This window comes from Corallococcus sp. bb12-1, assembly GCF_026626765.1.
GTDB classification, from domain to species: Bacteria; Myxococcota; Myxococcia; order Myxococcales; family Myxococcaceae; genus Corallococcus; species Corallococcus terminator.
In genome coordinates this window covers 175,149-188,867 of sequence record NZ_JAPNJZ010000016.1, presented here as the reverse complement: position 1 = coordinate 188,867, position 13,719 = coordinate 175,149, and the positions used below count along the sequence as shown (strand labels likewise).

The window sequence follows — 13,719 nt, the reverse complement described above, 5'->3', positions numbered from 1 at the left end:
ACCCTCCGTCTCCCTGGCTACTCCAGCGGCGCAGGAAACGCCGGCAGCGCGGCGAAGTCTTCAAGCACGTGCTGGCGGATGACGCGGGCGTTGGAGTCCTTCGCCAGCGCCTCCACGCGGATCATCGAGGCGATCGTCTGTTCGCGGTCGCTGTTGTAGATGGGCACCAGCTTCCGCTCGCGCGACTCGCGCAGCGGCCACAGGTCGCCGGTCAGCAGCACGGCGCCGGACTTCGCCGTCTTCAGCAGCAGCACGGTGTGGCCGGGCGTATGTCCGGGGGCCTGATGGATGGTCACGGTGCCGTCGCCGAACACGTCATGGGCGCCGTCGCCTTCGATGAGCATGGGCTTCACGTGTTCCAGGGCGCTGTAGTGGGGAATTTCGCCGCGACGGCGGGCGGTCTCGGAGAACGCCGCCGCGTATTCGTCCGCGTCCACGATCCACTTCGCGCTGGCGAACAGGTTGGCGTTGCCCGCGTGGTCGAAATGCATGTGGGAGAACGACAGGTAGTCGATGTCGGCTGGTACCAGCCCGAGCTCACCGAGCTGGGTGGTGAGCTTCTTCGGGACCTCGAAGCGCATGGGCGCGCCCTGGGGTCGCAGGCCGCCCGGCATGTCCGCGATGGACTCGGAGAAGCCGGTGTCCCAGAGCAGATCGCCCTTCGGATGGCGGATCAGATAGCAAGGATTGATGCCCTCGCCTCCGACGCCGCTCATCGAACCATCGTCCGCCATGGAGCCGAAGTCGGTGGCCTGCACGTGGCCACAGTCGATGGCGTAGAGCTTCACGGAGGACGGCGCCGCGGCCCCCGGCGCATCGACGGTGGACGTCTTGTTGGACGTGGCGCAGGCGGTGAGCGTGAGGCAGGCGGACAACAGGCGGAGGGCCTTCATGGTGTCGCTCCAGGAAAGAACGCGAGGGGGACCAGCGCGACGCGACGGCGCGCGCCGAAAAGCGCGCCGCCAACGCCTCACGGTGGTGTCCAATCCCGAGATTCGTCCGGGGCCCTCGAACGCGGCCCTGCCCTACCCGGCGGCGGGCTGCGGCCCCGTGGCGGGCTGGGGCGGCGAGGACTGCGTCTTCGGCCGGAACGCCAGCAGGCGCAGGCCGTTGAAGACGACGAGCAGCGTGCTGCCCTCGTGGAGCACCACGGCCTGGCTGATCTTCGTCAGGCCCAGCACGGCGGCGACGACGAGCACCGCGCTCACGCCCAGCGCGATGACCAGGTTCTGCTTCATCACGGCCGTGGCCTTGCGCGACAGCTCCAGCGCGAAGGGCAGCTTCGCCAGGTCGTCGCTCATCAGCACCACGTCCGCGGTCTCCAGCGCCGCGTCGGAGCCGGCGCCGCCCATGGCCACGCCGACCGCCGCCGCCGCCAACGCGGGCGCGTCGTTGACGCCGTCGCCCACCATGGCCACCGCGTGGGTGCGGCCCATCTCCTTCACCGCCGCGACCTTGTCGGCCGGCATCAGCGGTGCCTTCGCCTCGTCCAGGCCCACCTGCGTGGCGATGGACTGCGCGACGCGCGCGTTGTCGCCCGACAGCATCACGGTGCGCTGGATGCCGCCCGCCTTGAGCTCCTGCACCACCTGCCGAGCGCCGCCGCGCAGCGTGTCCGCCACGCCCAGCACGCCCAGGTAGACGCCCGCACGGCGCACCACCATCGTCGTCTGGCCCGCCTCCTCCAGCCGCGCCACCTCCGTGGAGACATCCGTGGGAACCTTCTCGCCCGCGAAAAGCGCGAGGCTGCCCACCTCCACAGCGTCGTCGCCCACCTTCGCGCGGATGCCCTGGCCGTGGATGGCCTCCAGGTCACGGCCCACCGGCACGGTGACGCGTGCCTCGGCCGCGCCGTCCACCACCGCCTTGGCCAGCGGGTGCGCGGACAGCGCCTCCACGCTCGCGGCGGTGCCGAGCAGCTCCTCGCGCGTCACGCCCGGCGCGGGCCACGTGGTGAGCAGCCGGGGCTTGCCCACGGTGAGCGTGCCCGTCTTGTCGAAGGCGATGGCGCGGATGCCGCTCAGCAGCTCCAGGTAGATGCCGCCCTTGATGAGCACGCCGCCTCGCGCCGCGGACGCCACCGCCGACAGCACGGCGGACGGCGTGGAGATGGCGAGCGCGCACGGCGACGCGGCGACAAGCAATCCCACCGCGCGCAGCACCGCCTCCTTCAGCTCCGTGCCCGTCAGCACCAGCACCACCGGGAACACCACCGCCGCCGCCATCACCAGCGGCGCCACGGTGCGCTCCAGGCGCTGGGCGAAGCGCTGCCGGCTGCCCTTCTGCGCCTCCGCCTGCGCCACCATGTCCACCACGCGCGCCAGCACCGACTCCGACGACAGGCGCGTCACCTCCACCTCCAGCGCCGCCTCGCAGTTGATGGTGCCGGAGAACACTTCATCCCCCGGCTTGCGCGCCACCGGCATGGATTCGCCGGTGATGGCGGCCTGGTCGAGCGAGCTCTTGCCCTCGCGGATGATGCCGTCCAGGGGGACGCGGTCACCAGGGCGCACGATGATGCGCTCGCCGCGCGACACGTCCGCCACCGGCACCTCCACCACGTCCGAGCCCCGGCGCACGCGCGCCACTTCCGGCCGCAACTGGCCCAGCGCTTCGATGGAGCGACGCGCCTTCTCCATGGCCCGGTGCTCCAGCGCGTGGCCCGCGCTGAAGAGGAAGAGCAGGAACGCGCCCTCGAACCACGCACCGAGCACCGCCGCGCCCAGCGCCGCCACGACCATCATCGTCTCGATGTCGATGCGAAGCTGCGCGATGGACTGCACCGAGCCCTTGATGGCGAAGAAGCCGCCGCTCGCCATCGACAGCGCCCAGAGCACCGTGGCCACCAGCGGCGGGGCCAGCGCGAAGTGCTCCACCACGAAGCCCGCCGCCAGCAGCACGCCCGAGGCGACCACCAGTGGCAGCTCCAGGAGCGGCGCCAGCCCGCCGCCGTGCGCGTGGTGCGAACAGGCATGGCCCGCCATGGGCACTTCCAGCCCGTACCCGAGCGCCTTCACCCGGGCCTCCACGTCCGACAGCTTCAGCTCCTCCTTGTCGTACTCGATGACCACGCGCTCGCTCGCGTACGCGACGCTGGCGGTGAGCACGCCCTTCATCTTCGCGATGGCATGTTCGATGACCTGGGCCGCGTCCGCGGAGTCCATCCCACGCACGAACCAGGTGTGGTGCAGGTAGCGCGCCGCCACCTGGCCGCCCGTCTTCTGGGCCAGCGTCACCAACTGCGAGGCGCTCATCAGCGACGGCTGGTAGTGGATGCACACCTCCGCGTAGCCCGCGTCGCGGCGCAGGTGCACGTCGGTGATGCCCCGCTGCGATTCCAGCGCCGCCTCCAGCCGGGCGAAGCGGCCCTGCTCATCCGTCTCTCCCGGCAGCGTGCCCTCCAGGTCCAACTGGAGCGCGGTGCCGCCCCCTTCCGCCGGACGGTGGGCCGGCGGACGGATGACGCGCTGGGAGTGGGCATGTCCGTGGTGGTCATGCCCCTCATGGTCGTGGCCATGGGAGCAGGAAGGGCCATGCACGTGGGCCTCGCCGTGCGCATGCGCGTGCCCGTGGTCATGACCTGCGTGGTCATGGCCGGCGTGATCATGGCCGGAGCCGTGGTCGTGGTCGCACCCCGGGCCGTGGACGTGGAGCTGCACGGCGTTGCCGCTGCCCTGCGCCTCCTTGAGGCCCTTGATGTTCAACGAACCAAACCGCGACCCGCTCTTCTTCTGCTCCGACATGGCTGTGTTCCTGACGCGCCCTAGTGGCGGTGACCGCGGCGTGAATGCGAGGGAGCGGCGGCGGCCGGCGGTGCTGCCGGAGCCTCCTTGTGATCCTCGTCCTCGTCCTCGTCGTGGTGCTCTTCGTCCCCGTGGTCCTCGGGGATGGGCTGATCGAAGCGCTGACCCGCGACCTCCAGCGTGAAGCTCTTGCAGTCCGGAGGCACTTCGAACTCCAGCACCGCGGGCAGGCGGCCTTCGTACGTCTTCAGCACCTTGCCCTGCGCGTCGTAGACGGTGCCGCCGGCGGCGACGGTCATGGTCTCGTCCACCAGCACGGCGACCAGCTCCGCCATCTCCTCCATCCGGTCCGCGATGCGGTGGCACCAGAGGTGGCCCACGCCCGGATAGGTGGTGTGGGAGATCTCCTCCATCTGCTCCTCGTCCACCTTGTCGCCCACGCCCATGAACACGAAGTTGATGCGGGGCAGCCGTCCGGAGGCGATCTCCTTGGCCACCTGGGTGGCGTAGGCCGTCACGTCATGGGCGTCGTTGATCTGCGAGTCGGTGATGATGACCGCGAGGCCGCGCTTGGCGCCCTCCGACACCTGCTGCTTGATGTGCGCCACGAAGTCGCGGAGCACCGGCAGCATCACCGTGGCCTTGCCGTAGGAGCGCGGGCCAGGGAAGCGGTAGCCCTTGGCCTGGGGGCCGGTGAGGTCGCCCACCACCTCCAACTGGGTGCCGTCGCCCGCGGCCCAGTACGTCACGCGCACCTTGCCGTCCCGGTCCTTGTTGGCCAGGTACTCCAGCATCCACTGCATCTGCGGCTCGACCTGGTTCTTCACCGGGGCGAGCTTCGCGAGGATGCCGCGCGGCCCGTACGCGTTCTCCATGCTGGCGGAGCCGTCCATGTAGAGGGCCACGTCCAGGCCCTCCACCGTCGGGTCGTGCAGGAGCGTGGCGACGACCTTGTTGCCCATCCGGTGGACGTCGGAGAAGGGGCGGTTGATGACTTCGTGGCCGGCCATCAGTGGTGGTCCTCGTCTTCGTCCTCGTCGTGGTGCTCTTCGTCGGGCAGCGGCTGGGTGTAGCGCTGGCCGTGGACCTCCAGCGTGAAGCTCTTGGCGCCCTCGGGCACGTCGAACTCCAGCACCGCGGGCAGGCGGCCTTCGTACGTCTTCAGCACCTTGCCCTTGTCGTCGTAGATGGTGCCGCCGGCCGCGACCGTCATGGTCTCGTCCACCAGCACGGCGACCAGCTCCGCGACCTGGGTGATCTCCTTGGCGATGCGGTGACACCACAGGTGCCCGACGCCCGGATATTCCTCGTGGGCGATGTGCTCCAACTGCTCCTCGTCGATGTCGTCGCCCACGCCCACCAGCACGAAGTTGATGCGGGGCAGCTTGCCGGTGGCGATCTTCTTGGCCACCTCCGCGGAGAACTTCTCCACCGCTTCCGCGTCGTGGAGGCGCCCGTCGGTGACGATGATGGCGCAGCCGCGCTTGGCGCCCACCTTCACCTGCTCCTCCAGGTACTTCACGTAGTCGCGCAGCGCGGGCTCCAGGTACGTGAAGCCGCCCAGCTGCTTGGCGCCCGGGAACTTGTACTGATTGACGTCGGTGCCCTTGAGCTCACCGACGACCTCCACCTGACGACCGTTGGTGCCGCTGGCCCAGTAGGCCACGCGCAAGAGGCCGTTGCGGTCCTTGGTGGCCAGGTACTCCAGCATCCACCGCACCTGGGGCTCCACCTGGTTGGCGGCGTCCTTCAGGGGCGCGCCGCGGATCCACTCCAGGAACGTGCGCGGCTTCGTCTCGTACTTGTACTCCTCGCGCATGCTGCCGGACGCGTCCATGTAGATGGCCATGTCCAGGCCTTCCACCGTGGGGTCGTGCAGCAGCACCGCGCGCACGCGGTCGCCTTCGCGGTGGAGGTCCGAAAACGGCTCGATCGGCTTCTCGTGTCCCATGGTCTGCCTTTCTGGAGGGTGAAAACGCTAGCGCTCCGCGTGCGAGCGTCGCAACGGGCGCGGTCAATCCTCGAAGTCGTTCATCCAGTCCGGCTTCTTGCCGGGCGGAGCGGGCGACTTCTGCTGCTTCGGGGGCTGCTTGTCCGCCGGACGGGCGGGCGGGTTCGCGGCGAAGTCCGCCTGCCACGCGGCGGGTGACGACGACGGCTTCGCGGGCGCGGGGCGCGGCGCGGGTGCCGGCTGCATGCGCGTGAGGCGCGGCTTCGCGGCGCCCGTGCGGGCATGCGCGTCCAGGAAGTCGTTCATCCAGTCACTGGAGCGCGCGGGCGGGGTGGGCAGGCGCGGCGGAATGGATGCGGGCTGGAAGGGCGCGCGAGGTGGCATGCGCGGTGTCGCGGCGCCCGGTGACAGCGTGCCCGCGAGCACGTGGGCGCGCAGCGTGCGCTCCGTCTCCGTGGGCCAGCCGGGCAAGAGCGTGAGGACGTGGCGCGACAGCTCCAGGAACTCCGACAGCGGCGCTTCGCGGGGGACCCGCACCTCTTCGTTCTGGAGCCAGCCGGAGAGCTTGCCCACCAGCCCGCCCTTCGTGGGACGCGGGATGGCGATGTCGCCCTTCACCTCGTAGCCCTTCACCTCCAGCTCCGCGACGGCCATGGCGCGGCTGGCGACGGGCAGGTCCAACGCGGCGATGGCCTGGGGGCCCTTGTTCGTCCTCGCGTCCTCCTGCAACTGGGCCAATACGGCATGCAGCACGCTCGCGACCTGCGAGCCGTTGGCGACGTTGTGCGTCTGGAGCTCCGCGGGCACCGCGGGGTAGGTGAGGACGAGCCCCTTGCCCTGGGCCAGCTGCTCCGCGCGGTCACCCGGCAGGAGCGCGTGGAATGCGCTGGGGGTGTCGCGGCGCTCCGCGTCCTTCACGTAGCGGAAGGCATCCGGGGCGCCGTGCGCGAAGCCCGCGAGCACGTCGCCCCGGCTCACGGTGAGCTGCCCGGGCACGCGCGTCACGGCATCGCCGGGCCAGGGGCCTGTCAGCGTGCCGTAGAGGTAGACGGGGTCGTTGAAGCCCTCCGCGTCCGCGGGGTGTTCCACCAACTCGGTGGAGAAGAAGAACAGCTCCGTCGCGGCCAGCCGGCGCGGGGGGCGTCCCGCGGCGACCTCATGGTGCGCGAGCTGCGCCTGCACGGACGCGGGCAGCCGCGCGCGGTCGCTGCCGGGGATGAGCTGGAGCTGGCCCACGACGTCGGTGCAGACGAACCACTCCGCCTCGCCCAGGTACGCGGGCTCCAGGCGGAACGCGTCCATGACGTGGACGACCTCGGCGGCATCGCACGGCACGGGCTCGACGGGGCTCGCGGCGTGGGGAACGAAGTAGCGGGGAGGGCTCACGGAGGCCGCGACAGGCTGGCGCAAGCGGCCATGGCAATCAAGGGGCGGGCCGGCGTCCCCGGGTCAGCGCAACGGCGTGGGTTCCATCGTTCGTGCCACGCCCCTTAAGTGGAGCGGGCGTGGAGCGAAAACGGCGCCCCCGGCTCAGGCCGGTTCGATGAAGTTGAGCCGGTATCCGTCCGGGTCCGTGACGATGATCTCCCGCGTGTACCAGGGCTGCACCTGCGGCCCCTCCACCGGGGCGCCCAGCGCGGTCGCCTTCGCGGCCACCGCGTCCACGCCGGCCTCGCCCGCGCGGAAGCCCACGAGCACGCCCATGCCCTTCCTGCCCTCCAGCTTCAGGCTCGCGGGCGGATTGATGAGGTAGACGTCCGACTCGCCGCCCCACTGGAGGCGGAGGATGGGGGGCTCCGACGCGATGCGTTCGAAGCCGAGACCTTCATAGAAGCGCACGGAGGCCGGGGCGTCCGTCACCAGCAACTTCACGAACGACCGCATCGTGTGGGGCTTGTCCATATGGGCGCGGCAGTCTGCCCGGGGCGCTGGAGGGATGCCATGCGCGGTTTGCCCCCCGTACCCGGTGTGTGGGGGGATGGCATATCGTCCCGGCATGGGCTGGCCGTGGTTTCGTCGTCGGAAGCGGATCCTGGGGGACGCAGAGCAAGCAGCGCTGGTGGAGGCCATCCGCCGCGCGGAGGCGGGCCACCGGGGGGAGGTGCGCGTCCACGTGGAGCGCACCAGCAGGGGCCTTCATCCCTTGTCCCGGGCCGCGCACCTCTTTGAAGGTCTGGGCATGCGACGCACCGCGAAGGACACCGGGGTGCTGCTGTACGTGGCGGTGGAGGACCGACAGGCCGCCGTCTACGCGGGCCGGGGCATCCACGGCGCCGCGCTGCCGGGCTTCTGGCAGGAGGTGGTGGACGCGGTGGCGCAAGGCTTCCGCGAGGGCGCGTCCCTGCCCGCCCTGGTGACGGCGGTGGAGCGCATTGGCGCGCAGCTGCGCCAGGCGGCACCCGGGGACGATGTCGCGGGCAACGAGCTGCCGGACGCCGTGAGCCAGTCATGAGCACGACGACCCGCACCGGCGGGGGGCCGCCGAAGGACGTCGCCTATGACGACGTCAACGAGCTCATCGCCACCGCCACGCGGCTGATGCAGAAGGACGCGGCGCCGGACACGCTCACCCCGGACGACGTGCGCAAGATTGGCGAGGAGCTGGACATCCCCGCCCGCTACGTGGACCAGGCGCTGGAGGCCCTGTCGCGACGCCGCGAGGAACAGGCGCGCGAGGCGCAGGCGAAGGAGCGGCTGGCCCGGCTGCGGCGCGTCCAGTTGCGCCGGGCCGCGTGGGTGGGCGTGGCTGTCGTCGGGCTGCTGGCCGTGTCGGGGCTCTTCGTGCGCAACGGGCTGACGGCCACGCTGTCGGACGTGGCGCGGCAGCGGGCGCAGGTGCGCAACGTGGTGGAGCGCCGCGAATTGCTGCATGCCCGCAAGGACACGCTCACGCCCGGCCTGTCACGCGACGCGGAGCTGTCCGGCGCGGACAACCGCGTGGCGATTGAACAGCGCCGCTATGACGAACGGGCCGCGGACTACAACGCCTCCGCGACCTCCTTTCCCACCGCCTGGGTGGTGCGGCTGACCGGCCTGCCCCCCGTCCTTCCGCTGTCCTCGGAGGTCTCCACATGGTGAAGGCCGTCCTGCTGTCATTGCTGCTTCCGACGTTGTTCCTGGGCGCTGTTCCCACCCTCACGCGCCCGGTGACGGATCAGACGGAAAGTCTGAGCGCCCGTGAGACGGAGACCGTGGCGCAGGCGTTGGTGAAACTGCGTACGGAACAACAGGTCCAGATGGCGGTGCTGCTCGTGGACTCCACGAACGGTCAGCCCATCGAGGACTTCTCCGAAGAGGTCTTCCGCACCTGGAAGGGAGGGGAGAAGGGGCGGGACAACGGCGTGCTGCTCGTCATCGCGAAGGGCGACCGGCGCTCGCGCCTGGAGGTGGGCTACGGACTGGAGGCGGAGCTGACGGACGGTGAGGCCCAGTCGCTGCTGCACGCGCAGGGCCCGCTCTTGCGTGAGGGGCGGTTCGATGCCGCGCTGCTGGCCATCATCGCGGGGGTGAGCGAGCAGGCGCCGGGGTCGTTCGGGCTGCATCCGCCCGGGACGAACTGGCCGTACTGGGCCGTGAGCGGTTTCTTCCTCACCCTGGTCGTGTTCGCCTTCGTGGCAGCGGGGCTGCTGATCCAATGCAGGCTTTCAGCCCTCCGGGGCATGGCCATGCCGGTCGTGGCGGCGATGCTGGTGCTGATCCCCCCGGTGGTGCTCGTTTCGGTCGCCTGGGACTCCCAGATGACCCTCCTGGAAATCCTCGTCGTGTATGTCGCGCTGCTGGCCGTGTTCCTCGGGGGCTGGTTCGTGGCCCGGAAGTGGTCGGGATGGCTGGGAGGCGTCCTGCTCGCGGGCATCCTCCTGGGGGCACTGGCGTGCGTGATGTGGCCGCCCTCGCCCACCGCCAGACTGGGGAGCCTGCTGGCGTGGACGCTCTTCCTGTCCATCGCCGCGATCCAGGCCCTCGCTCTCATCCTGGCCGTGGTGAAGGGCATCAGCGCGGCAGGCAGTGGGGATTCCTCTTCGTCGTCCTGGGCCACCTCGTCCTCGTCGTCCTCCTCCACGGACTGGAGTTCCAGCTACTCATCGTCGAGCTACGACTCCTCCTCGTCGTATTCCAGCAGTGACTCCAGTTCCTCCTCGTCGGACTGGAGCGGTGGTGGCGGCTCCTCCGGTGGCGGCGGTGGCAGTGATTCCTGGTAGTGCGCCTGTTCCTCCGAGGTCCCTCTCATGGTGAAGGCCGTTCTGTTGTCGTTGCTCCTGCCCACGTTGATCGTGGGCGCCATGCCCTCCATCGAGCATCCGGTGACGGATCCGGAAGGGATGCTGAGCGCCCAGGAGCGGGAGTCCATTTCGAGCGCCCTGGTGCACTTGCGTGACGAGCGCCAGGTCCAGATGGCGGTGCTGCTGGTGGGCACCACGAACGGCCAGCCCATCGAGGACACCGCGAGCCAGGTCTTCAGCGCCTGGAGGGGCGGGATGGCGGGCCAGGACCGGGGCCTGCTGCTCATCGTCGCGAAGGACGACCGGCGCATGCGTCTGGAGGTGGGCTACGGGCTGGAGGCGTACCTCACGGACGGCGAGGTCCAGGTGCTGCTGGATGCCCAGGGGCCACGGATGCGCGAGGGGAAGCTCGCGGAGGTGCTCACGTCCATCATCGCGGGCGTGCGCGCGGAGTCGGAGGCGGGAGTGTTCGCGACCACCCTCGTGTCCTCGCCCACCTTCTCCAAGAAGGCCAGGACCCTGGCCGCGAGCGGGGTGCTCTTCGCCATGATCGCGATGTCCTTCGGGGTGGGCGGGGCGCTGGACTGGTGCAGGAGTCAGGGCCTTCGAAACGGGCGCGTCCTGCGAGTGGCGGCACTGGCGGTGGGGATTCCCCTGGTGGGCCTTGGTTTGAGCGCGAGTTTTTTTGAACTGCCCGTGGCCCATGTCCTCGCCGTGTATGTCGTGATGGTGATGGGCACCTGCTTCGGGTGGCACTTCTACTCGGAACATGGGCCCCTGGGCCTGGGCATCCTGGGCGCGCCGTTGATGGCCGCGCTCTTTCAGGTGGCGACTCCCGAGCCTGACTACGCCCACGGCCACGGGCTCTGGTTCGTGGTGACGTTGTTCATGTGCGTTCCCTCCTTCGGAGTCATCCTCTCCGTCACGCACTTCCTGCAATGGGCCTTCCTCGTGGCGACGGGCAAGGAAGGCTTCTGGGATCGGGCCGGGTCCGGTGGGAGTTCGGGGTCCAGTTCCTGGTCGTCTTCGTCCTCGTCGTCCTCGTCGTCGTCTTCTTCTTCCAGCAGCTCCTCGTCCTCGTCCTCGTCCTCGTCCTGGAGTGGGGGCGGGGGCTCCTCGGGGGGCGGTGGCGCCAGCTCGTCCTGGTAGTTCGGACCGTCGCGCCTGGTTGCCTGCCTGCTTCCAGTGAAGCGGTCTCCGAAGGCAACGTCCTGCACCCGACAGGAAGGCTGCCTCCTTCGGGGCGCCATCGCCCGCTGGATGGGCACTCCCTACCTTGGGAGCATGAAGGCTTCGCGCAAAGGGCTGCCCGTCTACGTGCCACCCCGGACGGTGTGGTCGGTGGGCGCCCAGGTGGTGCTGCTGGTGCTCCTGGGCACGGCGATGCAACGCCTGGGGCCGGTGCTGACGCTGCTGGCGGTGGCGCTGCTGCTGGGGCTCGCGGCGGAGCCCGTCGTGCGCCGGATGCAGTCGTGGGGCGTGCGCCGGGGGCTGGGCGTGGCGCTCATCGCGTTGACGCTGCTGGGCGTCACCGGCCTGCTCATCCTGACCCTGGTTCCGATGCTGGTGGAGCAGTTGGAGAACCTGGTGCACGCGGCGCCGGGCTTCTTCGCGGAGCTGACGCAGGCGCCGTGGGTGCAGAAGCTGGATGAACACTTCGGGGTGCTGTCGCGCCCGCAGGACGCGTTCAACATGGAGCCCGGGGTGCTGGCCCGGCCGCTCATCACCGTGCTGTCCTCCACGGTGGAGTTGATGGGCGCGGGCGTCACGGTGCTGGCGCTGGCCGTGTTCGGGCTGCTGTTCGGACACGATCTCTACGCGAGCATCCTGGGCTGGGTGCGCCCCCGTCAGCGCGGCCGGGTGCGCCGGGTGGTGGGCCGGATGCGCGAGGCGGTGGGTAACTACCTCGTGGGCACGCTGCTCATCGTGAGCGTGGGCGGTGCCTTCACGGCGCTGATGTCGCTGGCGCTGGGGGTGCCGTACTTCCTGCCGCTCGGGCTGGTGGCGATGGTGCTGGGGCTCATCCCGTTCATCGGCAGCTTCATCACCGCGCTGCTGGTGAGCGTCACCACGCTGGCGTCGGTGGGGTCGCGCCGAGCGCTCATCGCGTTGGCCCTGTTCCTGGTCTACCAGCAGATCGAAGCCCACCTGCTCAGTCCGCTGGTGCAGCGTCGCGCCATCAAGATGAACCCGCTGCTCATCTCGCTGGTGGCCCTGGTGGGCGGCTCCGTGGCGGGGTTGCTGGGGGTCATCCTCGCGGTGCCGGCGGCGGCGGCGGGGCAGGTGCTGCTGACCGAGGTGCAGCGGGAGCGCCGCAAGACGTGGACGCGGGAGCGCCGGCTCGCGGCGGCGGCCCGGGTGCCGGCCGTGCCCGGGAACGCGGACGAGGCACTGTTGGCCGGTCCGCTTTCCCCCCGGGGCCGGGATGACTCGCGGCGTGCGCCTCCGGCCGACTCCGGGCATCCTGGGGCGCCGCACTGAGCCGTCCCCCTGAACCGGGCCCGTCATGACTTCCGATGAGAGCGTTTCGTCGTCCTTCAAGCGCGCGGCGGCGGAGCGCGCGGTGGACTTCATCCAGTCCGGCATGGTGGTGGGCCTGGGCACGGGCAGCACGGCCGCGTTCGCGGTGCGGCGGCTGGGCGCGCTGCTGGCGGCCGGGACGCTGAAGGACGTGGTGGGCGTGCCGACCTCGCGCGCGACCGAAGCGCTGGCCGCGTCGCTGGGCGTGCCCCTCACGACCCTGGAGGTGCACCCGGTGGTGGACCTCACCATCGACGGCGCGGACGAAGCGGCGCCGGACCTGTCCCTCATCAAGGGCGGCGGCGGGGCGCTGCTGCGCGAGAAGGTGGTGGCCCAGGCCAGCCGGCGGGAGATCATCGTGGTGGACGCGGCCAAGCTGTCACCGAGGCTGGGCACGAAGTGGCCGGTGCCAGTGGAGGTGCTGGTCTTCGGGTGGCGCTCGCAGTCGCTGTTCCTGGAGTCGCTGGGCGCGCGCGTGACGGTGCGGCTGGCGCTGGACGGCAAGCCGTTCCAGACGGATCAGGGCAACGTGGTGCTGGACTGTGATTTCGGTCCCATCAACGACGTGGCGGGGCTGGCCGCGCGGCTGGAGTCCCGCGCCGGGGTGATGGCGCACGGCCTGTTCCTGAACCTGACCACCGACCTGCTGGTGGCCGGTCCGGATGGCATCACCCACCGGGTCCGGGGTGCGTGACGTCAGGTGAGGCGGGAGAGGTCGTGCGCGGTGTCCACGTCCTCCTCCCCGCCGGGAAGCGCGACCTCCACCACGCGCGACGGGTCGCGGGCGATGAGCCTGCGTGCGCCGTCCGAGGCAGGAAGCGCTTCCAGTTCGGGAAAGAGGCTGCGCGAGAAGAGGGCGGGGACGCCCCGGGTGCCCGCGTAGGCGGAGGCGACGATGGGCGCGTGCGTGCGCTCGAACGTGGCGACGAGTTCGCGCAGGTGGGAAGCATCCACGCGGAGCTGGTCGCACAGCATCACCAGCGCGCCGTCCACGTCCGGCGGCAGGGCACGCAGGCCGACATGCAGGGACGAGCCCTGGCCCAGCGCCCAGTCCGGGTTGTCCACGCACCGCACGGCCAGGCCTTGAAGCTCCGCCGCGATGTCCTCGCGCCGCGCGCCGAGCACGACGACCACCGGGCCCGCGCACAGGGCCGCCTCCGCGGCGCGCCGCACCAGCGAGGTGCCCTCATGGCGGAGCAACTGCTTGGGCTGGCCCAGGCGGGAAGAACCCCCGGCGGCGAGCAGCACCACGGCCACGGTCATGTCCGCCTCCGATGCGATTGCA

Annotated in this window: 13 protein-coding genes; 6 read left to right on the top strand and 7 right to left on the bottom strand. The window is 70.6% G+C overall.

Features of this window, described 5'->3' with window-relative positions; all coding sequences use genetic code 11:
- Positions 1-17: 17 nt before the first annotated feature.
- The 6 genes from OV208_RS19945 to OV208_RS19920 form a co-directional block, all read right to left on the bottom strand.
- Positions 18-893 (bottom strand): N-acyl homoserine lactonase family protein, encoded by an 876-nt coding sequence (locus tag OV208_RS19945; protein WP_267575430.1) that lies wholly within the window; start codon positions 891-893, stop codon positions 18-20.
- 132 nt (positions 894-1,025) lie between these two features.
- Entirely contained in the window at positions 1,026-3,743 is a 2,718-nt protein-coding gene (locus tag OV208_RS19940) for a heavy metal translocating P-type ATPase (protein WP_267575429.1), read from the bottom strand.
- A gap of 20 nt (positions 3,744-3,763) precedes the next feature.
- Positions 3,764-4,753: a VWA domain-containing protein gene (locus OV208_RS19935; RefSeq protein ID WP_267575428.1), complete on the bottom strand. Its 990-nt coding sequence runs from the start codon at positions 4,751-4,753 to the stop codon at positions 3,764-3,766.
- A complete protein-coding gene (locus OV208_RS19930) occupies positions 4,753-5,694 on the bottom strand; it encodes a vWA domain-containing protein (protein ID WP_120532857.1) in 942 nt (313 codons plus the stop codon). The genes OV208_RS19935 and OV208_RS19930 overlap by 1 nt, the downstream gene beginning before the upstream one ends.
- Before the next feature lie 63 nt (positions 5,695-5,757).
- On the bottom strand, positions 5,758-7,104 hold the full coding sequence (locus tag OV208_RS19925) for a hypothetical protein (RefSeq protein ID WP_267575427.1): 1,347 nt from the start codon (positions 7,102-7,104) through the stop codon (positions 5,758-5,760).
- Between the two features lie 120 nt (positions 7,105-7,224).
- Positions 7,225-7,578 carry a VOC family protein gene (locus tag OV208_RS19920; protein WP_267575426.1) on the bottom strand — a complete coding sequence of 118 codons (354 nt, stop codon included), beginning with the start codon at positions 7,576-7,578 and terminating at the stop codon, positions 7,225-7,227.
- Positions 7,579-7,672: 94 nt separating this feature from the next.
- Here OV208_RS19920 and OV208_RS19915 point away from each other — a divergent pair, with 94 nt between their 5' ends.
- The 6 genes from OV208_RS19915 to rpiA all read left to right on the top strand — a co-directional run bounded on the left by OV208_RS19915 (position 7,673) and on the right by rpiA (position 13,128).
- Positions 7,673-8,146 (top strand): TPM domain-containing protein, encoded by a 474-nt coding sequence (locus OV208_RS19915; RefSeq protein ID WP_267575425.1) that lies wholly within the window; start codon positions 7,673-7,675, stop codon positions 8,144-8,146.
- Positions 8,143-8,772 carry a hypothetical protein gene (locus OV208_RS19910; RefSeq protein WP_267575424.1) on the top strand — a complete coding sequence of 210 codons (630 nt, stop codon included), beginning with the start codon at positions 8,143-8,145 and terminating at the stop codon, positions 8,770-8,772. Before OV208_RS19915 ends, OV208_RS19910 begins: the two co-directional genes overlap by 4 nt.
- Positions 8,766-9,893: a TPM domain-containing protein gene (locus OV208_RS19905; protein WP_267575422.1), complete on the top strand. Its 1,128-nt coding sequence runs from the start codon at positions 8,766-8,768 to the stop codon at positions 9,891-9,893. The genes OV208_RS19910 and OV208_RS19905 overlap by 7 nt, the downstream gene beginning before the upstream one ends.
- 27 nt (positions 9,894-9,920) lie before the next feature.
- Positions 9,921-11,063: a TPM domain-containing protein gene (locus OV208_RS19900; protein ID WP_267575420.1), complete on the top strand. Its 1,143-nt coding sequence runs from the start codon at positions 9,921-9,923 to the stop codon at positions 11,061-11,063.
- A gap of 135 nt (positions 11,064-11,198) precedes the next feature.
- A complete protein-coding gene (locus OV208_RS19895) occupies positions 11,199-12,395 on the top strand; it encodes an AI-2E family transporter (RefSeq protein WP_267575418.1) in 1,197 nt (398 codons plus the stop codon).
- Between the two features lie 25 nt (positions 12,396-12,420).
- The gene (rpiA, locus tag OV208_RS19890; RefSeq protein WP_267575416.1) at positions 12,421-13,128 is read left to right on the top strand and encodes a ribose-5-phosphate isomerase RpiA; all 708 of its coding nucleotides are present in this window, start codon (positions 12,421-12,423) and stop codon (positions 13,126-13,128) included.
- Between the two features lie 2 nt (positions 13,129-13,130).
- On the opposite strand, the gene OV208_RS19885 is transcribed toward rpiA, so the two are convergent.
- Positions 13,131-13,697 (bottom strand): nucleotidyltransferase family protein, encoded by a 567-nt coding sequence (locus OV208_RS19885; protein ID WP_267575414.1) that lies wholly within the window; start codon positions 13,695-13,697, stop codon positions 13,131-13,133.
- Positions 13,698-13,719 lie beyond the last annotated feature (22 nt).

Coding starts and splice junctions, on each gene's coding strand:
- OV208_RS19900 (WP_267575420.1), top strand. CDS start 9,921: ATGGTGAAGGCCGTTCTGTTGTCGTTGCTCCTGCCCACGTTGATCGTG.
- OV208_RS19930 (WP_120532857.1), bottom strand. CDS start 5,694: ATGGGACACGAGAAGCCGATCGAGCCGTTTTCGGACCTCCACCGCGAA.
- OV208_RS19920 (WP_267575426.1), bottom strand. CDS start 7,578: ATGCGGTCGTTCGTGAAGTTGCTGGTGACGGACGCCCCGGCCTCCGTG.
- OV208_RS19895 (WP_267575418.1), top strand. CDS start 11,199: ATGAAGGCTTCGCGCAAAGGGCTGCCCGTCTACGTGCCACCCCGGACG.
- OV208_RS19940 (WP_267575429.1), bottom strand. CDS start 3,743: ATGTCGGAGCAGAAGAAGAGCGGGTCGCGGTTTGGTTCGTTGAACATC.
- OV208_RS19885 (WP_267575414.1), bottom strand. CDS start 13,697: ATGACCGTGGCCGTGGTGCTGCTCGCCGCCGGGGGTTCTTCCCGCCTG.
- rpiA (WP_267575416.1), top strand. CDS start 12,421: ATGACTTCCGATGAGAGCGTTTCGTCGTCCTTCAAGCGCGCGGCGGCG.
- OV208_RS19935 (WP_267575428.1), bottom strand. CDS start 4,753: ATGGCCGGCCACGAAGTCATCAACCGCCCCTTCTCCGACGTCCACCGG.
- OV208_RS19905 (WP_267575422.1), top strand. CDS start 8,766: ATGGTGAAGGCCGTCCTGCTGTCATTGCTGCTTCCGACGTTGTTCCTG.
- OV208_RS19910 (WP_267575424.1), top strand. CDS start 8,143: ATGAGCACGACGACCCGCACCGGCGGGGGGCCGCCGAAGGACGTCGCC.
- OV208_RS19945 (WP_267575430.1), bottom strand. CDS start 893: ATGAAGGCCCTCCGCCTGTTGTCCGCCTGCCTCACGCTCACCGCCTGC.
- OV208_RS19915 (WP_267575425.1), top strand. CDS start 7,673: ATGGCATATCGTCCCGGCATGGGCTGGCCGTGGTTTCGTCGTCGGAAG.